The organism is Rhizobium sp. Rhizsp82 (genome assembly GCF_047325115.1).
GTDB lineage: Bacteria > Pseudomonadota > Alphaproteobacteria > Rhizobiales > Rhizobiaceae > Rhizobium.
Window position 1 is genome coordinate 743,460 of record NZ_CP168570.1, and the last position, 25,719, is coordinate 769,178.

The 25,719-nt window shown below is 61.0% G+C and carries 26 protein-coding genes and 1 tRNA gene; 12 read left to right on the forward strand and 15 right to left on the reverse strand.

The window, feature by feature from the left end; translation table 11 throughout:
• Window positions 1–43 precede the first annotated feature (43 nt).
• The 9 genes from ACEN84_RS08295 to ACEN84_RS08335 form a co-directional block, all read right to left on the reverse strand.
• Entirely contained in the window at window positions 44–793 is a 750-nt protein-coding gene (locus tag ACEN84_RS08295) for an ABC transporter ATP-binding protein (protein WP_413710542.1), read from the reverse strand.
• Window positions 790–1,623: an ABC transporter ATP-binding protein gene (locus ACEN84_RS08300; protein WP_413710543.1), complete on the reverse strand. Its 834-nt coding sequence runs from the start codon at window positions 1,621–1,623 to the stop codon at window positions 790–792. The genes ACEN84_RS08295 and ACEN84_RS08300 overlap by 4 nt, the downstream gene beginning before the upstream one ends.
• Window positions 1,620–2,555 (reverse strand): ABC transporter permease, encoded by a 936-nt coding sequence (locus ACEN84_RS08305; RefSeq protein ID WP_413710544.1) that lies wholly within the window; start codon window positions 2,553–2,555, stop codon window positions 1,620–1,622. The genes ACEN84_RS08300 and ACEN84_RS08305 overlap by 4 nt, the downstream gene beginning before the upstream one ends.
• On the reverse strand, window positions 2,552–3,619 hold the full coding sequence (locus ACEN84_RS08310; protein ID WP_413710545.1) for an ABC transporter permease: 1,068 nt from the start codon (window positions 3,617–3,619) through the stop codon (window positions 2,552–2,554). Before ACEN84_RS08310 ends, ACEN84_RS08305 begins: the two co-directional genes overlap by 4 nt.
• A gap of 18 nt (window positions 3,620–3,637) precedes the next feature.
• A complete protein-coding gene (locus ACEN84_RS08315) occupies window positions 3,638–5,281 on the reverse strand; it encodes an ABC transporter substrate-binding protein (protein WP_112718185.1) in 1,644 nt (547 codons plus the stop codon).
• 48 nt (window positions 5,282–5,329) lie between these two features.
• Entirely contained in the window at window positions 5,330–6,388 is a 1,059-nt protein-coding gene (locus ACEN84_RS08320) for a dipeptidase (protein ID WP_413710546.1), read from the reverse strand.
• Window positions 6,389–6,544: 156 nt separating this feature from the next.
• The gene (locus tag ACEN84_RS08325; protein WP_112718181.1) at window positions 6,545–7,570 is read right to left on the reverse strand and encodes an ABC transporter permease; all 1,026 of its coding nucleotides are present in this window, start codon (window positions 7,568–7,570) and stop codon (window positions 6,545–6,547) included.
• 36 nt (window positions 7,571–7,606) lie between these two features.
• Window positions 7,607–9,148 carry a sugar ABC transporter ATP-binding protein gene (locus tag ACEN84_RS08330; RefSeq protein ID WP_112718481.1) on the reverse strand — a complete coding sequence of 514 codons (1,542 nt, stop codon included), beginning with the start codon at window positions 9,146–9,148 and terminating at the stop codon, window positions 7,607–7,609.
• Between the two features lie 67 nt (window positions 9,149–9,215).
• Complete coding sequence (locus ACEN84_RS08335; protein ID WP_112718179.1) at window positions 9,216–10,145, reverse strand: sugar ABC transporter substrate-binding protein; 930 nt, start codon at window positions 10,143–10,145, stop codon at window positions 9,216–9,218.
• A 323-nt stretch (window positions 10,146–10,468) separates the two neighbouring features.
• On the opposite strand from ACEN84_RS08335, the gene ACEN84_RS08340 reads away from it, so the two are divergent.
• Window positions 10,469–10,978 (forward strand): DUF1993 family protein, encoded by a 510-nt coding sequence (locus tag ACEN84_RS08340; RefSeq protein ID WP_199627989.1) that lies wholly within the window; start codon window positions 10,469–10,471, stop codon window positions 10,976–10,978.
• Window positions 10,979–10,983: 5 nt separating this feature from the next.
• On the opposite strand, the gene ACEN84_RS08345 is transcribed toward ACEN84_RS08340, so the two are convergent.
• The 3 genes from ACEN84_RS08345 to ACEN84_RS08355 all read right to left on the reverse strand — a co-directional run bounded on the left by ACEN84_RS08345 (window position 10,984) and on the right by ACEN84_RS08355 (window position 13,762).
• Window positions 10,984–12,534 carry an alkaline phosphatase family protein gene (locus ACEN84_RS08345; RefSeq protein WP_413711277.1) on the reverse strand — a complete coding sequence of 517 codons (1,551 nt, stop codon included), beginning with the start codon at window positions 12,532–12,534 and terminating at the stop codon, window positions 10,984–10,986.
• On the reverse strand, window positions 12,512–13,495 hold the full coding sequence (gene galE, locus ACEN84_RS08350; protein WP_413710547.1) for a UDP-glucose 4-epimerase GalE: 984 nt from the start codon (window positions 13,493–13,495) through the stop codon (window positions 12,512–12,514). The genes ACEN84_RS08345 and galE overlap by 23 nt, the downstream gene beginning before the upstream one ends.
• A 177-nt stretch (window positions 13,496–13,672) precedes the next feature.
• Window positions 13,673–13,762: transfer RNA gene (locus ACEN84_RS08355), tRNA-Ser, on the reverse strand.
• A 303-nt stretch (window positions 13,763–14,065) separates the two neighbouring features.
• Here ACEN84_RS08355 and rplU point away from each other — a divergent pair.
• The 4 genes from rplU to ACEN84_RS08375 all read left to right on the forward strand — a co-directional run bounded on the left by rplU (window position 14,066) and on the right by ACEN84_RS08375 (window position 16,053).
• A complete protein-coding gene (gene rplU / locus ACEN84_RS08360) occupies window positions 14,066–14,383 on the forward strand; it encodes a 50S ribosomal protein L21 (protein WP_112385937.1) in 318 nt (105 codons plus the stop codon).
• A 35-nt stretch (window positions 14,384–14,418) separates the two neighbouring features.
• On the forward strand, window positions 14,419–14,688 hold the full coding sequence (rpmA, locus tag ACEN84_RS08365; protein WP_112718171.1) for a 50S ribosomal protein L27: 270 nt from the start codon (window positions 14,419–14,421) through the stop codon (window positions 14,686–14,688).
• A 124-nt stretch (window positions 14,689–14,812) separates the two neighbouring features.
• The gene (locus tag ACEN84_RS08370; protein WP_112718169.1) at window positions 14,813–15,469 is read left to right on the forward strand and encodes a GNAT family N-acetyltransferase; all 657 of its coding nucleotides are present in this window, start codon (window positions 14,813–14,815) and stop codon (window positions 15,467–15,469) included.
• A 35-nt stretch (window positions 15,470–15,504) separates the two neighbouring features.
• On the forward strand, window positions 15,505–16,053 hold the full coding sequence (locus ACEN84_RS08375) for a GNAT family N-acetyltransferase (RefSeq protein ID WP_413711278.1): 549 nt from the start codon (window positions 15,505–15,507) through the stop codon (window positions 16,051–16,053).
• Window positions 16,054–16,090: 37 nt separating this feature from the next.
• Here the strand turns inward: ACEN84_RS08375 and ACEN84_RS08380 are convergent, their stop codons facing one another.
• Window positions 16,091–16,954, reverse strand: coding sequence for an endonuclease/exonuclease/phosphatase family protein (locus tag ACEN84_RS08380; RefSeq protein ID WP_413710548.1), 864 nt, complete (start codon window positions 16,952–16,954; stop codon window positions 16,091–16,093).
• An 83-nt stretch (window positions 16,955–17,037) separates the two neighbouring features.
• On the opposite strand from ACEN84_RS08380, the gene obgE reads away from it, so the two are divergent.
• Genes obgE through ACEN84_RS08400 form a run of 4 tightly spaced genes read left to right on the forward strand, consistent with a single transcriptional unit; the run spans window position 17,038 to window position 21,174 of the window.
• Complete coding sequence (gene obgE / locus ACEN84_RS08385) at window positions 17,038–18,120, forward strand: GTPase ObgE (RefSeq protein ID WP_413710549.1); 1,083 nt, start codon at window positions 17,038–17,040, stop codon at window positions 18,118–18,120.
• Window positions 18,107–19,276, forward strand: coding sequence for a glutamate 5-kinase (gene proB, locus ACEN84_RS08390; protein WP_413710550.1), 1,170 nt, complete (start codon window positions 18,107–18,109; stop codon window positions 19,274–19,276). Before obgE ends, proB begins: the two co-directional genes overlap by 14 nt.
• On the forward strand, window positions 19,269–20,552 hold the full coding sequence (locus tag ACEN84_RS08395) for a glutamate-5-semialdehyde dehydrogenase (RefSeq protein WP_413710551.1): 1,284 nt from the start codon (window positions 19,269–19,271) through the stop codon (window positions 20,550–20,552). The genes proB and ACEN84_RS08395 overlap by 8 nt, the downstream gene beginning before the upstream one ends.
• Window positions 20,553–20,589: 37 nt before the next feature.
• Window positions 20,590–21,174, forward strand: a complete 585-nt coding sequence (locus ACEN84_RS08400) for a nicotinate-nucleotide adenylyltransferase (protein ID WP_413711279.1) — start codon at window positions 20,590–20,592, stop codon at window positions 21,172–21,174.
• Window positions 21,175–21,439: 265 nt separating this feature from the next.
• Here ACEN84_RS08400 and ACEN84_RS08405 read toward each other — a convergent pair whose 3' ends face one another.
• Entirely contained in the window at window positions 21,440–22,225 is a 786-nt protein-coding gene (locus tag ACEN84_RS08405; protein WP_413710552.1) for a class I SAM-dependent methyltransferase, read from the reverse strand.
• A gap of 315 nt (window positions 22,226–22,540) precedes the next feature.
• Here ACEN84_RS08405 and modA point away from each other — a divergent pair, with 315 nt between their 5' ends.
• From modA to modC, 3 genes are all read left to right on the forward strand, one after another.
• Window positions 22,541–23,332 carry a molybdate ABC transporter substrate-binding protein gene (gene modA, locus ACEN84_RS08410; RefSeq protein WP_130283043.1) on the forward strand — a complete coding sequence of 264 codons (792 nt, stop codon included), beginning with the start codon at window positions 22,541–22,543 and terminating at the stop codon, window positions 23,330–23,332.
• A 92-nt stretch (window positions 23,333–23,424) separates the two neighbouring features.
• A complete protein-coding gene (gene modB, locus ACEN84_RS08415) occupies window positions 23,425–24,126 on the forward strand; it encodes a molybdate ABC transporter permease subunit (protein WP_413710553.1) in 702 nt (233 codons plus the stop codon).
• Entirely contained in the window at window positions 24,123–25,190 is a 1,068-nt protein-coding gene (gene modC, locus ACEN84_RS08420; RefSeq protein ID WP_130283039.1) for a molybdenum ABC transporter ATP-binding protein, read from the forward strand. Before modB ends, modC begins: the two co-directional genes overlap by 4 nt.
• On the opposite strand, the gene ACEN84_RS08425 is transcribed toward modC, so the two are convergent.
• Window positions 25,191–25,568, reverse strand: a complete 378-nt coding sequence (locus ACEN84_RS08425; protein ID WP_130283037.1) for a winged helix-turn-helix domain-containing protein — start codon at window positions 25,566–25,568, stop codon at window positions 25,191–25,193.
• Window positions 25,569–25,719 lie beyond the last annotated feature (151 nt).

Genomic DNA, 25,719 nt, shown 5'->3' on the forward strand with positions numbered 1-25,719 from the left:
GGATGTCGAGGCAGCCTTTTCAAATATTTGAAAAGGCTGCGCTTCAGGCTTTAACGAAACCCTTGCTCGCAACCATCAGATTGCGGGTGTATTCTTCCTGGACATCGGCCCGGGCGAGCTCAGCCGAGCTCAACCGCTCGACAACGGCACCGCCGCGCATCACGGCGAGGCGCTCGCACATGTGAGTGACGACGCCGAGATCGTGGCTCACCATCACGAATGTCAGCTTGCGGTCGCGGCGGATCTGCTCCAGCAGATTGAGCACTTCGGCCTGCACCGAGGCATCGAGCGCCGAGGTCGGCTCGTCTAGCAGCAGCACCGAAGGTTCGACGATAAGCGCCCGGGCGATCGCCACGCGCTGTCGCTGGCCGCCTGAAAGCTGATGCGGATAGCGGAAGCGGAAACCGTTTCCGAGGCCGACCTCGTCGAGCGCCCGCTCGATACGCCTCTCGCTGTCGCCGATGCCGTGGATGGCGAGCGGCTCGAGCAGCAGTCGGTCGATCGTCTGGCGCGGGTGAAGCGAGCCGTAGGGGTCCTGAAACACCATCTGAACGCTGCGATAGAAAGCCTTGCTGCGTTTTGCGCCCTGCAGCGCCTCGCCGTGAATGCGGATGGTACCGGAACTGACGGGCGCGAGCCCGGCAACGGCGCGCAACAGCGTCGACTTGCCGGATCCGGATTCACCGACCAGCCCGAAGGATTCGCCGGTGGCCACCTCGATGCTGACGTCCTTCAGAGCATGGAAATCGTCATAGACGACGCCGAGCTTTTCGACGGAAAGTGCAGCATTCATGCGGCCCACTCCGGCTTGCGGTCGAGAACCGGCAGCGGGTGGCGATCCTCACCGATCTGCGGCATGCAGCTCAACAGGCCCTGCGTGTAGGGATGCTGCGCATTCTTCAATTCCGATGCCTTCAGCTCCTCGACGATCTTGCCCGCATACATGACGATGACCCGGTCGCAGAAAGACGAGACGAGGCGCAGGTCATGCGACACGAAGATCAGTCCCATGCCACGCTCGGAGACGAGCTTGTCCATGATCTTCAGCACGTCCAGCTGGACGGTGACGTCGAGCGCCGAGGTCGGCTCGTCGGCGATCAACAGTTCGGGTCCGGCGATCAGCATCATGGCGATCATCGCGCGCTGCCCCATGCCACCCGAGACCTCGTGCGGATAGAGATCGAAGACGCGTTTGGGATCTCGGATCTGCACAGCCTCCAGCATGGCAAGTGCCCGCTCCTTGGCTTCCGAGCGCCCGACCTTCTCATGTGTCTGCAGCGTCTCGCAGATCTGCCTTCCGATCGACATGACCGGGTCGAGCGAATACTTTGGATCCTGCAAAACCATGGCAATACGCTTGCCGCGCAGCAGGCGCCGCTGCTTGGCAGAAGCGGTCAGCAGATCGATGCCGTTGAAATTGAGCGTATCGGCGCTGACAATGGCATGTTTCGGTGTCAGCCCCATAATGGCCCGGCCCGTCTGCGACTTGCCGGAACCGGATTCGCCGACGATGCCGAGACGCTCCTTGCCGAGCGTGAAGGAGACGCCGCGCACGGCCTCGATCACCCCCGTGCGGGTCGGATAACTGACCCGCAGATTCTTGACGTCGAGAAGGTCGGTCATTGGCCGCTCCCCTTCGGATCGAGCGCATCGCGCAGGCCATCGCCGAGCAGATTGAAGCCGAGGCTGACGATCAGGATGGCGATACCCGGCATGGCGGCAACCCACCACTGGTCGAGAATGAAGCGGCGGCCCGAGGCGATCATCGCACCCCATTCCGGCAGCGGCGGCTGGGCACCGAGCCCGAGGAAGCCGAGACCGGCAGCCGTCAGGATGATGCCGGCCATATCAAGCGTTACGCGCACGATCAGCGACGAAATGCAGAGCGGCATGACATGGCGGATGATGATGCGGATGGGCGAGGCGCCCATCAGCTTCACCGCCGAGATATAGTCCGACCGCCGCACCGTCAGCGTTTCAGCGCGGGCGATACGCGCATAGGGCGGCCAGGAGGTGATGGCGATCGCGATGACGGCGTTCTGAATACCCGGACCGAGTGCGGCGACGAAAGCGAGCGCCAGAACCAGTTTCGGGAAGGCCAGAAAGATGTCGGTAATGCGCATCAGCGTCGCGTCCACCCAGCCGCCGGCATAGCCGGAAACCGTACCGACGATCAGCCCGATCGGCGCGGAGATGATGGCGACGAGAACGACGACGAAGAGCGTGAGCCGCGAGCCATAGATCAGACGCGAATAGATATCGCGTCCCTGATCGTCGGTGCCGAGCAGATAGCCCTCGCTGCCGGGCGGCAGCAGCCGCGCATTCTTGAGATCGCCAATGACAGGCGAATGCGTTGCCAGCAGATCGGCGAAGGCAGCGACGAACAGCAGGGCGATGATGATCGCCAGGCCGACGACGGCGAGCCTGTTTGCCGTAAACTGCCGCCAGGTGACATAGGCGCGCCCGAGACGCGCCTGCATGCGCGATTGCGGACGATCGGACAGCAGCCATTCGCGGCGGCTCAGGGGACGTGTCTGGTTGACCGGAACCGTCATCGGCTTCGCGTCCTTGGATCGAGTGTCCGGTAGAGAAGATCGGACAGAAGGTTGATGCCGATGAAGACCGTGCCGATGACGATCGTGCCGCCAAGCACGGCGTTCATATCGGCGCTTTGCAGCGAATTGGTGATGTAGAGGCCGATGCCGGGCCAGGAGAACACCGTCTCCGTCAGCACCGAGCCCTCCAGCAGGCCGGCATAGGAAAGCGCGATCACGGTCACCAGCGGCACAGCGGCATTTCGCAGCGCATGGCCCCATATCACCCGCGTTTCCGACAGGCCCTTGGCGCGCGCTGCGACGATATATTCCTGGCTGAGCTCGTTCAGCATGAAGCTGCGCGTCATGCGGCTGATGTAGGCGAGCGAGAAATATCCGAGCAGCGATGCCGGCAGGATGATGTGGCGGAAGACATCATAGAAGACGTCCCACTGCCCCTGCCAGGCGCTATCGAGCAGATAGAAGCCAGTGATCGGCGTGAACGTATATTCGAAGACGATATCGATGCGGCCCGGGAAGGCCACCCAGCGCAGCTTCGCATAGAAGATGACCAGCGAAATCAGCGCCAGCCAGAAGATCGGCACCGAATAGCCGACGAGACCGATGACACGCACCACCTGATCGGCGAGGCTGCCGCGGCGGACGGCGGCGAGAACGCCGAGCGGAATACCGATGACGGCGCCGATGATCGTGCCGCAGGTCGCAAGCTCGATCGTCGCCGGGAAGGCGCGACGGATATCAGTCATCACGGGGTTCGTGGTCAGGACCGAGTTGCCGAAATCGCCTGACAGGATACCCTTGAGATAGATGTAGAACTGCTCGTAGAGCGGCAGATCGAAGCCCATTTCGCGGCGCACGCGCTCGACGACATGGGTTGGCGCCCGGTCGCCGAGAATGGCGAGAACCGGATCGATCGGCACCACGCGGCCGATGAAGAAGGTGACGGCCAGCAGGCCGAGATAGGTGGTGACCGCGGCGATCAGGAAACGCCCGATCGCCTTGGCAAGCGGCATGGCACGGCCCTTCGCGGGCCGCGCCTCCGTCTTGGTTTCGGTAATGCTCAACGAACCAATCCTACCGGACTATTCCTTGGCAATCGGACCGACATAGTTGGTGTCGAAGCTCGGGCCGAGCTTGAAGTCCTTCAGGCTCTTGCGATAGCCGGCCACTTCGATCTGCTGGAAGATGAAGACGAAGGGGCTGTTTTCCAGGTACTTCTTCTGAATGTCCTGGTACATGGCAGCGCGCTTGGCGCCGTCACGCTCAAGCAGGGCGGCCTTGGCTTCCTTGTCGAGCTCGGGCGCCTCGAACGTGTTGCGCCAGGCGAGCGTCTTGTTGGTGCCGGCGTCGGAATTATCCGGGTTCGCCGTGAAGGTATCGGCATTGGAGTTCGGGTCGAAATAGTCCGAGCCCCACTGGCCGATATACATATCGTGCGTGCGGGCTCGATATTTGGTCAGCGTCTGCTTGCCGTCGCCTGGGATGATCTCCAGCTTCACGCCGGCCTGCGCCAGCGTCTGCTGCATGGATTCGGCGATACCGGTGACCGGCTGCGTGTTGCGCACATCCATAGTGACCGAGAAGCCGTCCTTGAGACCTGCCTTGGCGAGCAGTTCCTTCGCCTTGGCGACGTCGAGCTTGAAGGGGTTCTCGTCGAGAGCGCCGAGCTGGCCCTTCGGCAGGAAGGTCTGATGGACTTCGCCGATGCCCTTGATCAGCGTCGCGCCGATCGCGTCGTAATCGACGAGATATTTGAAGGCCTGCTGAACTTCAGGCTTCTTCAGGTTCTCGTTCTTCAGATTGAGGCTGACGTAATAGATCGTGCTCTTCGGCGCGTCGGTCGTTGCCAGATCGGCATTTTTCGAGACGGCATCGAGATCACCCGGCTCGAGGTTGCGGGCGATATCGATATCGCCGGCCTCAAGCGCCAGACGCTGCGCCGAGCTTTCCTTCATGTAGCGGTAGATGACGCGGTTCAGCTTCGGCTTGTCGCCGTAATAATTGTCGTTGCGCTCCATGACGACGACTTCGTTGGCGCGCCATTCGCGCAGCTTGAAGGCACCCGAGCCGGCGTAGCCGGTCTTCAGCCATTCATTACCAAAGTCGTTGTCATACTTGTGGTCCGCATCGACGGTCACCGGCTTCACATGGTCCATGACCAGCTTCTTGTCGACCACCGAGGCGACGGTCGCCGTCAGGCAGTTCAGCACGAAGCTCGGCGCGTAGGGCTTGTCGACCGTGAAGACGAAGGTGTTCGGATCGGCGGCCTTTGCCTTTTCGGTGACGTTGTCGCCGGTCAGGCCGAACTGGGTGAGAATGAAGGCCGGGCTCTTGTCCAGCTTGACGGCGCGTTCGAAGGACCAGGCAACGTCTTCGGCGGTGACAGGATTGCCGGAAGCGAACTTCAGGCCCGGCTTCAGCTTGAACGTATAGGTCAGGCCATCGTCGGAAACGGTCCAGCTTTCGGCGAGATCGCCCTTCACCTTCGAGGTGTCGGCCATGTCGAGGCGAACCAGCAGGCTGTAGGTGTTGCTGGTCACTTCAGCGGTCGAGAGCTCGAATGCTTCGCCCGGATCCATGGTGATGATGTCGTCGATGGCGAAGCCTTCGACCAGCGTATCCTTCGGCGTTTCAGCGAAGGCTGCGGGTGCGGCCATCATGAGAAGCGAGAGTGCGGCACCGGCGGAAAGTGCGCGGAAGCTACGGTTGATTTTGGTAATCATCATTGGTTCTGTTCCCCTGTTTTTGATTGATTACAAAGCAGTTTTCAGGCCTTAGACGTCCTTCTCCCTCCACGCCGAAGCCAGGATTCTCAGCCAGTTCTCGCTGGCAAGTTTTTTGAGATCGCTTTCACCATATCCACTGTCCCGGAGAGCGGCAATCAGCTTCTGGTTGCCTGCAGCATCGCCGATTTCGTCGGGAATCGTCGCCCCGTCGAAGTCGGATCCGAGCGCGACGCAATCGATGCCGACGCGATCGACGAGGTGGTTGACGTGGCGGATCATGTCGGAAAGCGGCGTCTCGCCATCCGAGCGGGCGTCGGCGCGCAGCATCGCCGTCGCATAGTTCAGGCCGACCAGCCCGTTGCATTCCCTGATCGCATCGAGCTGCTTGTCCGTGAGGTTTCGGGCCACCGGCGTCAGCGCATGGGCGTTGGAATGGGTGGCGACCAGAGGCTTATCGCTGGTCTTGGCGACATCCCAGAAGCCTTTTTCGGTGATGTGCGACAGGTCGATCATGATGCCGAGGCGATTGCATTCGCGCACCAGCTCGAAACCGGCATCCGTGAGGCCGGGAGCGGTATCCGGATTTTTCGGGAATGCGAAGGGGACGCCATGCCCGAAGACATTGTGGCGGCTCCAGACGGGACCGAGCGAGCGAAGACCCGCAGCATGGAAAACCTCGAGCGCCGCCAGATCGGCGCCAATCGCCTCGCAGCCTTCCATATGCATGACGGCGGCAAAGATGCCCTCGGCCATCGCGTTGCGGATATCCTTGACGCTGCGGCACAGCCGCCATGCGCCGGCCGTATCGAGACGAAGCGCGATCGCCGCCATCTCGGTGGCGATGCCAAGCGAGGGAAGACGGTCGAGCGGTGCGGCAAGCGGCGTCTCGTAATGGCCGTTCTCGTCAGGGTCGGCGAAGACGAGATCGCCGGAGGGAATGTAGATGGCGCAGAGACCGCCGGCGAGGCCGCCCTGACGCGCGCGCGGCGCATCGATATGACCTTGCGTCGTTCCGTTCAGAAATTCGGCAACCGGATCGGCGCCATCCCTTTCATGTGTCCAAAGCCTGAGGAGAACGTCGTTGTGGCCATCGAATACGAGCTGCATCTGTCTTCCTGCTCTACCCTTCCGGGCAAATATCAAGCGACAACAATAGAAAGGCTGGAAAAATAGACCAGCCCCTTTTTTAGAAATTTGCGGCAGTGCCGAAAGAAGCCGCAAACATGAAAACGGGGCCCTGAGGCCCCGTCATTTTTTCATGTTTCAGTGCTTGGCGCGTTTCTTCTGCCTGTAGACGTCGACGACGACGGCAGCGACGATGATCACGCCTTTCACGATCTCCTGATAGTAGGCGTCCACCCTGAGGAAGGTAAAGCCCGAGGTCATGACGCCAAGGATGATCGTGCCGATGACAGTACCGGTGATCCGTCCGACGCCGCCCGTCAGCGACGTGCCGCCGATAACGGCCGCCGCGATCGCATCAAGTTCATACATCACACCCATGCCTGCCTGCGCCGTCTGTGCGCGGGCTGCGGTGACGACACCGGCGAGACCGGCGAGCAGACCCGCAATCGCGTAAACCTTGATGAGGTGCGCCTCGATATTGATACCCGAGACGCGCGCCGCCTGCATGTTGGCGCCGATCGCATAGGTGAACTTGCCATAGCGGGTGTAGCGCAGGGCGATATGGAAGATCAGCGCGACGACGAGGAAGACGATGACAGGCCAGATACCGGTGCCGATGAAATTGAACTGGTCGGTCAGGCCGGAAACCGGCTGACCCTTGGTGTACCACTTCGAAATACCGCGCGCCGAGACCATCATGCCGAGCGTGGCGATGAAGGGCGGGATCTTCGTCTTGGCGATCAGCTGGCCGTTGATATAGCCGGCCAGAAGGCCGATCAGCAGGCCGATGCCAATCGGCACGAAGAACGGCATGTCGGTCAGACCAGGATAAAGCGCGCGCGGCCAGGTGGAGGCCTGGGCAAAACTCGCCGCAATCATCGCCGTCATGCCGACCACCGAACCCGACGAGAGGTCGATGCCGCCGGTGATGATGACCTGCGTCACGCCCACCGAGATGATGCCGATGACCGACACCTGCAGGATCATGATGGTCAGACGCTGCGGGTTCATCAGGAAGCTCTGTCCGATGAAGATCCAGCCGAGGATTTCATAGACGAGCGCGATGCCGATCAGCACCAGGAAGATGCTGAGTTCCGGCGGTATCCGGCGGCGGCGCGCCCGTGTCACGAGCGGGGCCTGGCCCTCGGCTGCCTCTGTGTTCATGTCAAACCTCCCTTGATGGTTGGAGCGGCGGCGCGATCACTGCGCGGCAAGCTCCATCACCTTCACCTGTGTTGCTTCGTCGCGATTGAGGAATCCGGTCACACGGCCTTCATGCATGACCATGACGCGATCGCTCATGCCGAGCACCTCAGGCATTTCCGATGATATCATGATCACCGCCACGCCGGTGCGCGCCATTTCCGTGACCAGCCGGTGGATTTCCGCCTTGGCGCCGACGTCGATACCGCGCGTCGGTTCGTCCAGAATGAGGATCTTCGGGTTGGTCAGCAGCCAGCGGCCGATCAGCACCTTCTGCTGATTGCCGCCCGAAAGGTTTTCGACCCGCTCATTGAGATTGGGCGTCTTCACGCGCAGCTTGCGCGCCATCTCCTCACAGGTCGCCTCGATCGCGCGTTCCTGGACGAAACCGCCCTTGACGAACTGGTCGTGCAGCACGGCGATCTGCATGTTCTCGAGCACGTCGAGAATGAGCAGACAGCCCGTATCCTTGCGGTCTTCCGTCAGGAATGCCATGCCGTTCTGGATCGCCACGGCCGGGGAACTGATATCCACCTTCTTGCCGAATAGCTCGATCGTGCCTGAGCTCGCCGGCGTAACACCGAAGAGCGTTTCGGCGACGTTCGAACGGCCCGAGCCGACAAGACCGGCAACACCGAGAATTTCGCCTGCGCGCACGTCGAAGGAGACGTCGTGGAAGACGCGCTTCAAAGTGAGATTCTTGACCGAAAGCACGACGTCGCCGATCGGGACTTCTTCCTTCGGGAACATCTGGGTAATCTCGCGACCAACCATCATGCGGATGATGTCGTCGCGCGTCACATCGGTCGATGCATGCGTGCCAATATACTTGCCGTCGCGGAACACCGAGAATTCGTCGGCGATCTCGAAGAGCTCGTTCATCTTGTGGGTGATGTAGACGATACCGATGCCCTGGGCGCGCAGATCGCGAATGATCTGGAAGAGATGTGCAACCTCACGCTCGGTCAGCGCCGATGTCGGCTCGTCCATGATCAGGACATCTGAATTGTAGGAAACCGCCTTGGCGATCTCGACCATCTGCCGGCTGGCGACCGAGAGGTGGCGAACTTCGATCTCGGGATCGAGGTCGATATTCAGCCGCTTGAAAAGATCTTCGGTCAGCCGGTACATTTCGCGATGATCGACGAAACCGAGCCGGTTCTTCGGCTCGCGGCGGATCCAGATATTTTCGGCAACTGTCATGAACGGCATCAGGTTCAGTTCCTGATGGATCATGGCGATACCGTTTTCCAGCGCGTCGAGCGGCGACTTGAGCTGGATCTCGATACCCTTCAGCCGCACCTCGCCCTTATCGGGCGTGTAGATGCCGGCGAGGATCTTCATAAGGGTGGATTTGCCGGCGCCGTTCTCGCCCATCAGCGCATGGACGGAGCCGCGCTTCAGACGGAACTGGACATCATCAAGCGCCACGACGCCTGGAAATTCCTTGCGCACACCTTCGGCGCTCAGCAGGTATTCCGCATTCGGAACGGCCCCGCTGGCGCGCACGGCAGCCATGGTGGACGGGCTCACAGCCATCTTCATTTCTCCGGATACGGCAGAGGAGTTGGATGCGGGCAAGCCGCCCGCATCCGCGACAGTCACCTTAGTTCTTGGTGACGAAGTCCTTGACGTTTTCAGGAGTTACGAGCTGGAAGGGGATGTAGACCTTCTTGTCGATCTTTTCGCCCTTGGCGAGCTTCAGAGCCGCGTCGAGCGAGCCCTTGCCCTGACCGGCGGCGTCCTGGAAGACGGTCACGTCGAGATCGCCTGCCTGCATTGCAGCCAATGCGTCCTGCGTGGCATCAACGCCACCGATCACGTAGTCCTTCATGTCCTTGCCGGCGGCCTTGAGAGCCTGGATCGCGCCGATCGCCATTTCGTCGTTGTTGGAGATGACGGCGTTGAACTCGAGACCGCTGGACAGCCAGTTGCTGACGAGGTCGGAGCCCTGGGTACGATCCCAGTTTGCCGTCTGCTCTTCGACGATTTCAATGCCCTTGCATTCATCGGTCTTCACGACGTCATGAACGTCCTGGGTGCGCATGCGGGCAGCCTGGTTCGAAAGCTCGCCCATGATGACCACAGCCTTGCCCTTGCCACCGAGGAGACGGCAGACTTCCTTGGTTTCCAGCGTGCCGGATTCCTGTTCGTTGGAAGCGACGAAGGCCTGGTTGTCAGGCAGCGTATCGATGTTCACCGGCTGGCGGTTGACGTAAACAAGCGGGATACCAGCATCGGCAGCGAGCTTCGACATGGCAGCCGTCGCATCGGTATCGACAGGGTTGACGATGATCGCATCGACCTTGGAAGCGATAAAGTTCTGGATCTGGCTCTGCTGCTTGGCGACGTCGTTCTGCGCGTCTTCGACCTGCAGCGTCACGCCGCTCAGCGTCTTCGAGTAGTCAACCATGCCGTTGCGAAGAACGGTCAGGAAGTTGTCGTCGAACTTTGCCATCGACACGCCGACATTTGCAGCGTGAGCGGCCGTCGACATGACAAGCGCCATAGCGGTGCCCAGGATAAACTTTTTCATTTTATTTCCTCCACAAAGCGGTGTCCGGCAGCACCCTCCTCACGCCGGAACTTCGGGCCCAGCCCAAAAGCCGTAATTCCAATGTACCGCCACTCCCGTGAGGCGGCTCCGTCAAAACGGAACAAACAAACCGTAAAATTTGCCTGACGGAATATTCATTCCATTTTCCGGGCGGGACGTCAACTCTTTTTAAAGCAATGGCGAAAGGACCCTCGCCAAAAAAAGTCTGGCAGCCGCAGCGTGCGACGATGCAATCGTCATGCGGCGCGCCTAGATAAGCGCCTTCAGCGGCCTGCTGAACTCATTGCCCAAAGGAGATTTCAATGTCTGTTTCCATGTACCGGCTGACCGTTCCGGTCTTTCAGCGCGGATTGAAAACGCTTGCCGCCTATCTCGACAAGGCGGAGGCTTACGCGAAGGAAAAAGGGATCGATTCCAGCATCTTGGTGAACGCAAGACTGGCGCCTGACATGCTTTCGCTCGCCGGCCAGTTTCAGCGCGCTACCGATACCGCGAAGTTCGGTATCACCCGCCTGACCTCGACCGACGCGCCGAAATTCGAAGATAACGAAACGACGGTCGCCGATCTGCGCGAACGCCTCGCCAAGGCCGAAGCCTATCTGGCGACGGTTACGCCTGACATGCTCGATGGCGCTGCAAAGGCAGAAGTCACCCGCCAGATCGGCGGCAAGACGGTAACGCTGAGCGGCGACGAATATCTCGCCACGTTTGTGCTTCCGAACTTCTATTTCCACATCGGCATGGCCCACGCCATCCTGCGCAACCAGGGCGCCCCGGTCGGCAAGATGGACTATCTCGGCAATTTCGGCTGAACGCTTCAGGGCCGGTAAGACACCGGCCCTTTTTCCGTCAGTTCGGTATAGGCAAGCGTCTGATCGAGGTGACGCGCCCTGAGCGACAGCAGCTTCTCCGCATAGGCAAGCCGCGTTCCCGCATGCGCGGGATCGGCGGCAAGGTTCCGCAACTCCATCGGATCAACCTTTAGATCGAAGAGCAGCGGCGGCAGCGCCGCGAAATGCACATATTTGAACAGTTCGTCGCGGATGACCGCGAGATTGCACTGATTAGGCCTTAGCCCGAAATGCGCCTCGGCATCACCGCTGGCGATCTCCCGGAAGTCGAATTCCCAGAAGGCCGCATCCCGCCACTGACCGGCATCCGCACCATCGACAAGCGCGCGCAGCGAACGGCCATCGAGCCCGTTCTGAGCGCTCATGCCAAGCGTTTCGCAAAGCGTCGGGAAGATATCGGCAGCGCTGGTGAACTGGCTGATGGTCGCGCCTTTTTGCCCTGTGCGCGGATCACGGATGACGAGCGGGATGTGATAGCTGCCGTCGAAGAAGCCGCCCTTCCCCAACATCCAGTGGTCGCCCATCATCTCGGCATGGTCGGAGGTGAAGATGACGATCGTGTCATCCCAGATCCCGGCATCCTTCAGCGCCTGCCAGATCCGCCCGAGCTGCGCATCCACCTCGGCAATCATCCCATAGTAGATCGCCCGGATTGCTGCGAAATCATCGGCATCCCAATCGTTGACCAGGCCTTTGGCGCCATGGATGAAGCTACCTTTGCCGCTCCTTGGCATCGCATAGGCGAGATAGGGATGCGCCTCCATCTCCGCCTCAGCGGAAGAGGCACGCGCGAAGGCCGGTCCGTCACCGGGCCTGAACATCGCGCCATAGGGCTCCGGCACCGAAAACGGCGGATGCGGGCGGAGAAAAGAGACATGCGCAAACCAGGCATCCTCCTGCTCGCCGAGCCAGCGAATGAATTCACCCGCCAGAAAAGCCGTCTGCGTCTCGTCTTTTGAATAGGCCGGGCTGCCGGCCGATATTTCACCCGCCTGTGCCCCGGCCGGAATATGGATATCGCGGTTCACCGCTCCGGCATGCCCGCGCGACCGAAGCCACGACAGCCACTGCTTTTCATGCTCCGGCAACAACTGCCGTGCGGTGAAACCCGGCAGCAGCCCTTCATAACTGGTCAGATGCGGATCGCCGCTCTGAAGCGCCCGCGGATCGGGCGCCGTATCGGTATAGCCGAACAGCGTCGGATCATAGCCCGCCCGCCGCGCCATCAGCGCCAGATTGTCGAAACGACGGTCGAGCGGCGACCCGTTCCGGCAGACCCGATGGTTCATCTGATAGAGGCCGGTATAGAGCGTCGCCCGCGCCGGAGAGCATGGTGCCGCCCCGGCGAAATGATTACGAAACAGCACGCCCTCGCGAGCAAGCGCATCGACACCAGGCGTTCGCACGGCGGGATGGCCGACTGCGGAAAGGCAATCACCGCGCCATTGATCCGCGGTGACCAGGAGAACGTTCGGGCGTTTGCTCAAGGCTGCCTCAGTGCTGGTTGGTACGCGAATGCCAGTTCCAAGCCGAGCTTATGATCTGCGACAGATCATATTGCGGCACCCAGCCGAGCACATCGCGCGCCTTATCGTTATTGGCAACCAGCGTATGCGAATCACCCTCGCGGCGACCGATATATTCGACCGGGAACGGCCGGTGCGACACATCCTCGATCGCCCCGAGCAGCTCCTTCACGGTCGTGCCAGTACCGGTGCCGAGATTGAGCGCCACCGAATCACCGCCGCGCAGCAGATATTCGACCGCGCGCACATGGGCGTCGGCAAGATCCAGTACATGAATATAGTCGCGCACGCAGGTGCCGTCGCGCGTCTCGTAGTCGCTGCCGAACACCTTGAAGCCTTGGCGGCGGCCGAGCGCGGCATCAATCGCCAGCGGGATCGCATGCGTTTCCGGATCATGCCACTCGCCGATCCGGCCCTCGAAATCGGCCCCGGCCGCATTGAAATAGCGCAGAATCACCGAACGCAGGCCCTTATACTGGTCATAATCGGCCAGCGCCTGCTCGACGATATACTTCGTCCGTCCGTAAGGATTGATGGGCACCTGCCGGTGCTGTTCATCGAGCGGTACGCTCTGCGGCAGGCCGTAGGTCGCGCATGTCGAGGAAAACACGAAGGCATTGATGCCGGCCGCCTGCGCCGCCGACAGCAGCGTCAGCGTACCCACCACATTGTTCTCATAGAAGGCAACGGGATCCTTGACCGATTCGCCGACCTCGATCAGCGCCGCGAAATGCAGGATCGCCGAAGGCTTGTGCTTCGCCAGCACCTCGTCGAGCCGCGCCCGGTCCCGGATATCCCCTTCCTCGGCCGGCCCCCATTTGACGAATTCCCGATGACCATTCGAGAAATTGTCGAAAACGACGGGCTTATACCCCTTGTTCGCCAGATCGAGGCACGTATGCGAGCCGATATAGCCGGCTCCGCCGACCACGAGAACAGTTTCACCTGCCATGTACCACCTTTGTTGCCGTATCGGATGACAGGAACCTAGAGGAGATAAACGGCAAGAAAAAGGGGGACTGACCGAGAGATGCTGCAGAGCAGCAAAAGAGGTATAGGAAGGCTTAGCTCGGGTGGCGGCGCTGTGCCGAAATGTCGAACCCGGCAAGAACTATGCTTGGAGGATGAATGGCGGAGAGGGTGGGATTTGAACCCACGGTACCCTTGCAGGCACGCCGCATTTCGAGTGCGGTACATTCAACCACTCTGCCACCTCTCCGCAGTTTTGGTTGGCGCTGTTGGGCGCGGGCTGTCTCATAGCGATAGAATCACGGACTGGCAAGACGAAATTGCGAAGCTTTTTCATCCTTCTGCCTTGACAGATTTTTGACACTCGTCTATCCCGCGTCCGCAATAGGCGTGGAAAAGTCCGTGCCTTGCCCGCCCCGCGCTCGCGTGGGGCTTCACCGGCAGACAGAATTTGGGGCATCCGCCCTGAAGTCCCTGCTTAACACAGACTGATAAAAAGACGGCCACCTGCACCTTGCGGGGAGAGCTGGATCGAACATGAAAGGATTAAACAATGTTCGCAGTCATTAAGACCGGCGGTAAGCAGTACCGTGTGGCAGCAAACGACGTGCTGACCATCGAGAAGCTTGAAGCATCCGCTGGCGACTCCATTGAATTCACCGAAGTACTCGTCATCGGCGAAGGCGCCGATGCGGCGATCGGCGCACCCTTCGTCAAGGGCGCATCGGTAAAGGCCGAAGTGGTCGAGCAGAACCGTGGCAAGAAGGTCATCGCCTTCAAGAAGCGCCGCCGTCAGAACTCGAAGCGCTCGCGCGGTCATCGCCAGCATCACACGGTTGTCCGTATCACGGACATCCTGGCAGCCAAGTAATCGGTTCGGGCAACAAGGTTTAAAGGAGAAATCCAATGGCACACAAAAAAGCTGGCGGTTCGTCGCGCAACGGTCGCGATTCTCAGTCTAAGCGCCTTGGCGTGAAGAAGTTCGGCGGCGAAGCCGTCATCGCAGGCAACATTATCGTGCGTCAGCGCGGTACGCAGTGGCATCCGGGCGCCAATGTCGGCCTCGGCAAGGATCACACCATTTTTGCGCTTACGGCAGGCAATGTGGACTACCGAACGAAGGCCAATGGTCGCGTGTACGTATCTGTAATGCCGAAAGCCGAAGCAGCGGAATAAGCCGGTAGCGCTCTAAAACAGCCGGCGTCTCATCGACCCGGCTGAGCGTATCAGGTTCAGTCCAGAAAACAGGGGAGATGGGGCGCCATCTCCCCTTTTTCTTTGTCCATAAGGAGGACTGAACATGCAAGGCGAACTGATCAGGGTCGACCAATCACGGTCAACCCGGGAAGACCAGAGGTCTCCCAAGGAACGGCTGAGGCCGGAGCGGTTAAGGACTGATTGCCCTGTCTTGTTATCGGAACGGCTCGTCATGCGCGCGCCGCACGAGGAAGACATTGACGCCCTTTCCCATCTCGCCAACAACGCCAAAGTCGCCACAATGGTATCGCGCATGCCGCACCCGTATACCGCCAATGATGCCGCTGACTTCGTGCGTCGCACGAAGAATGGCGAGATCGGCAAGTGCGTCTATGCGATTACCAAAGCTGAAAACGGCGCGTTTATCGGTTGCTGCGGTGTCGAGCCGCATGCCGATGGCCGCACCGTCGAGATCGGCTACTGGCTCGGCGAACCCTTTTGGGGCCAGGGCTACACGACGGAAGCATGCCACGCGCTGGTCGACATGGTTTTCCGCACGCGGGAAAACATCGACCAGATCGATGCCCGTTGCCGGGTGATGAACATCGCCTCGCGGCGGGTCATCCAGAAGTGCGGCTTCCAATTCCAGGGATCCGGCCTTGCCGCATCGCTGGCGCTCGGTTCCAACGTGCCCGTCGAATGGTACCGGCTGGACCGGAAGACCTGGATGTCGCTGAGAAGCTGGGGAGCACTGTCATGAATGCTGCCCTGCTCGACCGGCCGAAGGTCCAGCCGATGACGCCAGGGCCTGCCCCGGTCATCGGCACGGCAAGACTGTCGCTGCGCCCTCACCGGCTGAGCGATGCCGATGCCATGGCGGAAACGCTGTCCGACTTTGCCGTGACCCGCATGCTTTCGCGCGTCCCGGCACCCTATCACCGGCAGGATGCTCTGGACTGGCTGGTTCCGGTCACTTCAGGCGCCCTGCCGGGCTGGAACCTGGCGATCACCAACGGTGACGATGCCCATATCGGCATGGTTTCCGTCGAGCTTCGTCATGGCCGCTGGCACCTCGGCTACTGGCTGAACCGTTACTACTGGCGGCGCGGCTACATGAGCGAGGCTGTCGAAGCCGTTCTGGAGCGGTTCTCGCGGCGGATGCCCGACATGCCTGTTCATTCGGGCGTGTTTGCCGACAATCCGGCATCGCTCCGGCTGCAGGAAAAGCTCGGCTTCCGCATGACCGGCTGCTCGGAGATCTACAGTTTCGCCCGCAACACCATGGTGGCGCATGTCGAAACCGTTCTCCAGCCCGGCGCACTGCAGGCTGCCAGGGCCGCCTGAAACATGAAGGACACGCCGCGGTTGCGCCGCGGCGTTTCTAGATTTCGATCTCGGCCCAGATGGGGAAATGATCGGAACCGACAGACCCCGTATCGATATGGGCGCCTCTCAGGCTGCCTGCCAATCCGCCGCTGACGAAACAATAATCGAGATGCATGCGCTTTCCGTGATCCCCAGGATCCATCCAGCTATAGCTTCCCGGATGATAGCCATCGAGCGCCGCAAGCGCATCGACCGGCGTGCCAACACGCGGCGTGCGGCCGTAATAGCCGTCCCTGGTACCGGCGAAAGCACAATATTCCGGCGATTCAGGCACCATGTTGAAATCGCCCATGACGACGTAATCCTCCGGCAGAGGCAACTCCTCCAGACCGATCTCCGCCGCTCCGCTGACCGACCCGCCTTCAAGGCGGAACGCATTGATCCGCTCGTTGAGATGGCGGATCTGGGCAATGCGCTCGTCGACCCAGACATGGTCAAGATGCACGGAATAGACGCGCAGCGGCCGGCCGGGAATATCGATCAACGCCTCGGTCGCGCCGCGCTGCAGGTTGAGCTTGGAGACCGTGCGGCTGCGCGGCAACAGGATCGTTCGCGTCGACAGGATCGGAAAACGCGACAGGATCATGTTGCCGAACTGGAAGCGCGTGCCACGCGGCGGAAAGCCGCCCTCGCCGGCCGCAACATGCAGATCGCACGGCGCGCCATAGACCCAGAAATAGTCGGGAAAGAAGGCCGCCAGATCGGCCGGCATGTCGGCAAAATCGTTCTTCTCGTAGCCTCGGGTCACCTCCTGCAGGGCGATGACGTCAGCACCCTCGAGGCTCTCCGCAATGCGTCCCAGGTCGTAAATCCCATCAAGACCGAAGCCGTACTGTATGTTATAGCTCGCAAACTTCACGATATTCTTTGACCTCCGCATGAACCGCCTATATCGAAAGCGGCGAATGGGGCGCGTTAATAGCCACCGGTACTGGAAGTAAAATGAAATTTCTCGACGAAGCAAAGGTCTATATCAAGTCTGGAGACGGTGGCGCGGGCAGCGTCTCGTTCCGGCGCGAGAAGTTCATTGAGTTCGGCGGCCCCGATGGCGGCGATGGCGGACGCGGTGGCGATGTCTGGGCCGAAGCGGTCAACGGGCTCAACACCCTGATCGACTTCCGCTATCAGCAGCACTTCAAGGCGCAGATCGGCACGCACGGCATGGGCCGCAACCGGACCGGCGCCAATGGCGGCGACGTCACACTCAAGGTGCCGGTCGGCACGCAGATTTTCGAAGAAGACCGCGAAACGCTGATCTGCGATCTCACCGAGGAAGGTCAGCGCTTCCGCATTGCAGCCGGCGGCAACGGCGGCTTCGGCAATGCGCATTTCAAGTCTTCGACGAACCAGGCGCCCGATTGGGCGAATCCCGGCCTTGAGGGCGAGGAAAAGACGATCTGGATGCGGCTGAAGCTGATTGCTGACGCCGGTCTCGTCGGCATGCCGAATGCCGGCAAGTCCACCTTCCTGGCCTCGGTCACCCGCGCCCGCCCGAAGATCGCCAACTATCCCTTCACCACGCTGCATCCGAACCTCGGCGTTGCCACCGTGGACGGCCAGGAATTCATTCTCGCCGATATCCCGGGCCTCATCGAGGGCGCCCATGAAGGCGTCGGCATCGGTGACCGCTTCCTCGGCCATGTCGAGCGCACTCGCGTTCTTCTGCATCTTGTTTCCGCGCAGGAAGAGAAGGTCGGCAAAGCCTACAAGACCGTCCGCCACGAGCTCGAAGCCTATGGTGAGGAACTCGGCGAAAAGGTCGAGATCGTCGCGCTGTCGCAGATCGACGTGCTTGACGACGAAATGCTGAAGAAGAAGACCAAGGAACTTGCCAAGGCCTGCGGCCGGACGCCGTTCCAGATTTCGGCCGCGACCGGCAAGGGCATGACCGAGGTGCTGCGTGCTTTGCGCGAGATCATCACCGAGGCCAATGCCGGCTCGTCTGAAAAGATCGCCAAGACGCCGAAGCTTCGTCACCGCGATATGGCATCCGATGAAGAAGGCGAAGTGGATGACAACGCGTAAGCCGCTCGACCGCTATCGCCGCATCGTCATCAAGATCGGCTCTGCACTGCTCGTCGATCGCAAGACGGGCCTGAAGAACGCTTGGCTCGATGCCATGTGCGCCGATATCGCGGCGCTGAAGGCCAAGGGCGCCGATGTCCTCGTGGTTTCCTCCGGTGCTATCGCCCTCGGCCGCTCGGTTCTCGATCTCCCCTCCGGCGCTCTAAAGCTTGAAGAAAGCCAGGCCGCCGCCGCCGTCGGCCAGATTTCGCTGGCACGCGCCTGGTCGGAAAGCCTGTCGCGCGACGAGATCGTCGCCGGGCAGATCCTGCTGACACTCGGCGATACCGAAGAGCGCCGCCGCTATCTCAACGCCCGCGCCACCATCAACCAGCTCTTGAAGATCGGCGCCGTGCCGATCATCAACGAGAATGACACGGTTGCCACCAGCGAAATCCGCTATGGCGACAATGATCGCCTGGCCGCACGCGTCGCGACGATGACCGGCGCCGACCTGCTGATTCTGCTCTCCGATATCGACGGCCTCTACACGGCCCCGCCGCATCTCGACCCGGATGCGAAATTCCTGGAGACGATCGCCGAAATCACCCCCGAGATCGAAGCCATGGCCGGTGGCGCCGCCTCCGAGCTGTCGCGCGGGGGCATGCGCACCAAGATCGACGCCGGCAAGATTGCGACGACCTCCGGCTGCGCCATGATCATTGCTTCCGGCAAGACGGACAGCCCGCTATCGGCCATCGCCAATGGTGCCCGCTCTTCCTGGTTTGCACCATCTGGAACGCCCGTGACCGCCCGCAAGACCTGGATTGCCGGTCAGCTGCAGCCCGCCGGCGAGCTCCATATCGACGAGGGCGCGATGACGGCGCTCGGCGCCGGCAAGAGCCTGCTTCCCGCAGGCGTGCGCAAGATCAACGGCGTCTTCAGCCGCGGCGATACAGTTGCGATCATCGGCCCCTCCGGCCGCGAGATTGCCCGCGGTCTCGCGAGCTACGACGCCGACGAGGCCCGCCAGATCGCCGGCCGCAAGTCCGCGGAGATCGAGAAGATTCTCGGTTATCCCGGCCGCGCCGCGATGATCCACCGTGACGACATGGTGATGACGGCGCAGATAAGTTCGAAATCTGAAAGGCAGAAGAAGGACGCAAGCTATGCTTGATACAGTTGTGCAGGGCCCTGACATTGATGTGCTGATGAACGACATCGGCCGCAAGGCAAAGGCTGCAGCACGACCGTTGGGCTTTGCCTCCACCGAAAGCAAGAACAAGGCGTTGAACGCCATGGCCGATTCGATCCTGCGCAACAAGGCGCATATCCTCGCCGAAAACGCCAAGGATCTTAAAGATGTCGAAGGCGGCAGCCTGCTGGCGTCCTTCGTCGACCGCCTGACGCTGAACGACAGGCGCGTCGCCGAAATGGCCGAGGGTATCCGCACGATTGCCGCGCTCAAGGATCCGGTCGGCGAAGTCATCGCCGCCTGGGACCGGCCGAATGGCCTGAAGATCCAGCGAACTCGCACGCCGCTCGGCGTCATCGGCGTCATCTTCGAAAGCCGCCCCAACGTGACGGCAGATGCCGGCGCGTTGTGCCTGAAGGCCGGCAATGCGGTAATCTTGCGCTGCGGCTCGGATTCGCGCCGTTCCTCGCAGGCGATCCATGCCTGCCTGGTTGAAGGCTTGAAGGAAGCCGGTCTGCCCGAGCATGCGATCCAGCTGGTTCCCGTCACCGACCGTGCCGCCGTCGGTGCTATGCTACGCGGCCTTGAAGGCGCGATCGACGTCATCGTGCCGCGTGGCGGCAAGAGCCTTGTCGCCCGCGTACAGAACGAAGCCCGCGTCCCGGTCTTCGCCCATCTCGAAGGCCTCTGCCATATCTATGTCGACAAGTCTGCCGATCTCGGCATGGCCAAAGAGATCATCGTCAACGCCAAGATGCGCCGCACCGGCGTCTGCGGCGCTGTCGAGACGCTGCTGGTCGACCGCGCGGTCGCTGAAACGCATCTGAAGCCGCTTCTCGATGGGCTTGCTGCCGCCGGCTGCGAAATCCGTGGCTCTGCCGATGTCCTCAAGGCCGCTCCGGGCATCAAGCCAGCGACCGAGGAGGACTGGTCGACGGAATATCTCGATGCGGTCATCTCGGTTGCGCTCGTCGATGGCATCTCCGGCGCGATCAAGCACATCCAGACCTATTCGTCGAACCACACCGAAGCCGTGATCGCCGAGGATCCTGCCGTGGTCGAGCGCTTTTTCACGGAGATCGACTCGGCCATCCTGCTGCACAATGCCTCGACCCAGTTCGCCGACGGCGGCGAGTTCGGCATGGGGGCGGAGATCGGCATCGCCACCGGCAAGATGCATGCCCGCGGCCCAGTCGGCGTCGAACAGCTCACCTCCTTCAAATACCGCGTTCGCGGTACCGGACAGACGCGGCCCTGACGTGATCCCAGAAGAGATCGACCGGCGCTATCTTCGCATGCCGCACACCGAGCGCGGCATGGTCGTCGGTCTTTTCGGCGGGTCGTTCAACCCGCCGCACCAGGGCCACGCACTGGTGGCTGAGATCGCCATACGCCGCCTGGGTCTCGATCAGCTTTGGTGGATGGTGACACCCGGCAATCCGCTGAAGAGCCGCAATCATCTGGCGCCGCTCGCCGAGCGCATCGCGCTCAGCGAGACGATCGCCACCGATCCGCATATCAAGGTCACGGCCTTCGAGCAGTCGATCGGCATCAGCTACACGGCCAATACGCTGGCACGGGTGAAGGCGCGCAATCCGCATGTCCATTTCGTCTGGATCATGGGCGCCGACAGTCTGGAAACCTTCCACAAATGGCAGAAGTGGCAGGATATCGCCCGCACCTTCCCGATCGCCGTGATCGACCGGCCCGGCTCGACGCTCTCCTATCTCTCTTCGAAGATGGCCAAGACTTTCGCCTTTGCGCGCATCGACGAGGATGATGCGAGGGCGCTCTGGAAGAAGCCGGCGCCCGCCTGGACTTTCATTCACGGACCGCGCTCTGCCTTGAGCTCGACGGCAATCCGCAAGGCTGCCGAATAAACGAATTCTGGAAGTGTGGAGAAATGAAAAGCCCGACGGGGGAGGATCCGTCGGGCTTCATAAACTTGATCGACAACTGGGAGGAGGAGTGTTGCCGATCCATATCGAACGGCCTGGGAGGAGGAGTGGCCGTTTCGATGAGTATGTTTTACCATAATCGATCGAAACGTGAAGATCGCATATCGCATTGCAGCAATGCATCATGCGCAAGGCTGGGCTAAATACTTCGCATGATGATGCTGTTTTTTGCGGCAATCCGAACGGGCTATCGGTAGACTCGTTCGGAAAAGGCGCTCATTCCTGACCGGATCATCAATTCATAGACCATTCGCCTGCTGATTGGATTGTGGAGCCTTGCAACTTTGGACCCCAGGAATTCCGTTTCGACATGGTCGAAGGCAGTCAGGTCCGGCGCCTTGGCGATGACATCGTAATAGAACTGGTGATGGTCGCGGCGGCAGACATAGGTCTTGTACTTCGTCATGCAGAAGGCCGAGAACTCCGCGCCATTCTCGCGCAGGAAGTCGGCGACCCCCACCGTGACCTCCGGCCACGCCGGATTGAAGGTGTCGTCGAACGCGATCACGCCATGCGGCGCCAGGCAATCTTTCGCCAGCTGGCTGTCGGCCACGACATGCGGCAGCATATGCCCGCCATCGATGCTAAAGAATCGGATTTCGCCCGCCTTGGCCCTGATCTCGTCGGCCGAAAGCCGGGTGCTATCGCCCTTGATGACCAGCTCCTCATCGACAGCAAGGCCGAGACGCCGGCCATTCTCTAGGAAACGGCCATATTGCGGCGAGGCGCCGTCATCGGTCTGGCCGAGATCGAAGAGATCGATCGCCACGACCTTCTGCTCCGGACCGCAGATTTTGCGGAAGAGGTAATATGAGCGCCCGTAGAACACGCCGATCTCTGCAATGCCGCCGGCAAGGCTCTTGCTATTTTGACTTTGCAACAACGAGAGGAACACCAGTGCATCCGGGGGATCAATGTATCCCTCGATCGTCTGCAAGTCGTGAAAGATGAATTTCCGTGTCGTCGAGTTCATCAAAACTGCTGATCCTCTATGCCTGTTAATTCCATAGCGATTCCTGCATATTTCTACCGTCATTAAACAGCAGATAAAACAGTTTCGGCAAGATCAACCCGCATATGACTCTATTTTACTTTGGTTACCAAGGGATTCCGGCAGAATAGATGCAATCATCGCGAGAAAAATATCGCGGTTGCTTCGTCATTTGTGGCAATACTTGGGCAGATAATCTATAGCGCTTCCGCAATATGTCCTGCCAAATATATCGCTAGCAAAGCAGCAGCAGATCGATATATTCCCTTCGATATTTCGAACTGGGGAGTGAATGACATGCAAAACCGCCGCCATTGGATGAAACTGGCTATTGCCGCGATTTCGGCAGGCTTTATCGGCCTCGGCACCCTACCGCAGCCGGCCGCAGCCGCCGAGAAGGTCACCGTTTTTGCCGCAGCCAGCCTCAAGGATGCGCTCGACGCCGCCAATGCGGCCTGGGCAAAGGAGAGCGGCAAGGAAGCCGTCGTTTCCTACGCAGCAAGTGGCGCGCTGGCAAAGCAGATCGAGAATGCCGCACCGGCTGATGTCTTCATCTCCGCCGACCTCAACTGGATGGACTATGTCGCCGGCAAGAAGCTGATCAAGGACGACACGCGCTCCAACCTGCTCGGCAACCGCCTGGTGCTGGTTGCCGCCAAGGACAAGGCCAAGCCTGTCGACATCAAGCAGGGCTTCGATCTCGCCGGCCTGATCGGCGATGGCAAGCTTGCCATGGGCGAGCCGAAGTCGGTTCCGGCAGGCAAATACGGCCAGACCGCGCTCGACAAGCTCGGCATCTGGAAGGCCGTGGAGCCGAAGGCAGCCTTTGCCGAAAGCGTCCGCGCCGCGCTGGCGCTCGTTTCCCGCGGCGAAGCGCCTTACGGCATCGTCTACCAGACCGACGCAGCCGCCGATAAGGGCGTCGCGATCGTCGGCACCTTCCCGGCCGATTCTCATCCGCCGATCATCTACCCGGTCGCCCTTCTCGCCGAGAGCAAGAATGCCGATGCGGCTGCCTATCTCGACTTCCTGAAGTCCGACAAGGCAGCTCCCTTCTTCACGGCGCAGGGCTTCACGATCCTGAAGTGATCAAACTGAAATGATTGCGGAATTTCATTCTGCAGCTTAGCGTGAAGGCTCGCACATCAGCGAGCCTTCTATTTTTTTGGAGAACCGCGATCTTGGATGCCCTTGGCCTCAGCGCCGAAGAGTGGACCGCCATCATGCTGAGCCTGCGCGTCTCCGCCGTGGCGATGGTGGCAAGCCTGCCATTCGGCATTGGCGCCGCCCTACTGCTCGCCCGCGGACGCTTCTATGGCAAGTCGCTGCTGAACGGCATCATCCATTTGCCGCTTATTCTTCCGCCTGTCGTCACCGGTTTCCTGCTACTCGTCCTGTTTGGCCGCCGCGGGCCGATCGGCAGCATGCTCGACCAGTATCTCGGCATCGTCTTCTCCTTCCGCTGGACCGGTGCCGCGCTTGCCTGTGCCGTCATGGGCTTTCCGCTGATGGTTCGCAGCATCCGCCTGTCGATCGAGGCCGTCGACCGCAAGCTCGAGGAAGCCGCGGGAACGCTGGGCGCCAGCCCCCTCTGGGTCTTCCTCACCGTCACTCTGCCGCTGACACTTCCCGGCATCATCGCAGGCATGATCCTCTCCTTCGCAAAAGCGATGGGCGAATTCGGCGCGACCATCACCTTCGTCTCCAACATCCCGGGCGAGACGCAGACACTGTCGGCCGCCATCTACACTTTCACCCAGGTACCGGGCGGCGATGCGGGCGCCTTCAGGCTGACGATGGTGGCAGTCGTCATTTCGATGGCGGCCCTGCTGGCCTCCGAATTCATGGCCTATCTTGCCGGCCGGAGGATCGATCCGGAATGACGCTGACCGTCGAAGCCAGACATCGCCTCGGGTCCTTCCGCCTCGACGGCGCCTTCACGTCCGAAAGCGGCGTCACCGCCTTGTTCGGCCGCTCCGGCTCGGGCAAGACCTCGATGATCCGCATCATCGCCGGATTGACCCGGCCCGAAGACGGCAAGGTGCTGCTCGACGGTGAGCCGTTGACCGATACCGCAAAGGGCATTTTTGTCCCCCGCCATCGCCGCCGCTTCGGCTACGTTTTCCAGGAAGCGCGGCTCTTTCCGCACCTGAGCGTTCGCAGCAACCTGACCTACGGCCGATGGTTCGCACCGAAGACAGGCGGGGCCGGTGATTTCGACCGGGTGATTGACATGCTCGGCATCGAGCCATTGCTTGGCCGCAGCCCGGCGAAGCTTTCTGGCGGCGAAAGACAGCGCGTTGCCATCGGCCGGGCCCTGCTTTCGTCCCCGCGCCTGCTATTGATGGATGAGCCGCTGGCCGCGCTCGACGACGCGCGCAAGGCCGAAATCCTGCCCTATCTCGAACGGCTGCGTGACGAGACGCAGATCCCGATCGTCTATGTCAGCCATTCCATCGCCGAAGTGGCACGCCTCGCAAGTCAGGTCGTCGTCATGCGCGACGGCAGGGTGGACGCGATCGGCAGTGCCGTCGATGTCTTGAGCAAGCCATCGACGGAAGAGGGGCGGCGCGAGGCCGGCGCATTGCTGGAAGGAACGGTCGAAAGTGTCGATACCCTCCACCGGCTCGCCACCGTGGCGCTGAAAACCGCGCAGCTGCAGCTCCCCGGAACAGCGGTCCAGCCCGGCAAGCGCGTGCGCATCTTGATCCCGGCCCGTGACGTCATGCTCGCGACCCAAAAGCCGGAGGGCCTCAGCGCCCTCAACATCCTCGAAGGCAGCATCCGCGATCTCGCTCCGGCCGACGACGGGACAGTCGAAATCCAGGTGGATTGCGGTGGCGATATCGTGCTGTCGCGCATCACCGCGCTCTCTGTCGAGAGACTGGCATTGGCGCCGGGCAAGCCCGTCTACGCCATCATAAAGACGGTGGCGCTGCAGCCGTAATCAGCGCTGTCCGCCATCGGCAGGGCTGCGGTTGTCTTCGAGCCAGGCGAGCTCGCTGGCAAGGGTCGTGCGCACCGTCGCTTCCATCCGGCGGAAGCAGGCGAGCAGCTCCTCGCCGAACGGCGTCAACGCCGCGCCGCCACCCTTCTGGCCACCCCGCTGCGATTCGACGACCGGCTGCTTGAACATCCGGTTCATGTCGCTGACCAGCAGCCAGGCGCGGCGATAGGACATGTCCATCGCCCTGCCCGCCGCCGAAATCGATCCTGTTTCGCGAATATGCTCGAGAAGCTCCATCTTGCCGCGGCCGAGGCGATCCTCGTGCGGGAAGCTGATACGGAGCACCGGAATGAGATTGTTCTTGGCGAGCTCGGGCATGTAATCCGCATTTTCTAAAACAATGGCGGCACTTTACGCCGGGCCTTTGCCGCTGTACACCGCCGCCATCGACTGCGGCCTGTCATAATTGTTGATCGCCAGCGCAAGTCTTCGCGCGACGAAACCGGGCCTGTGTCTTGAAAGATTAATG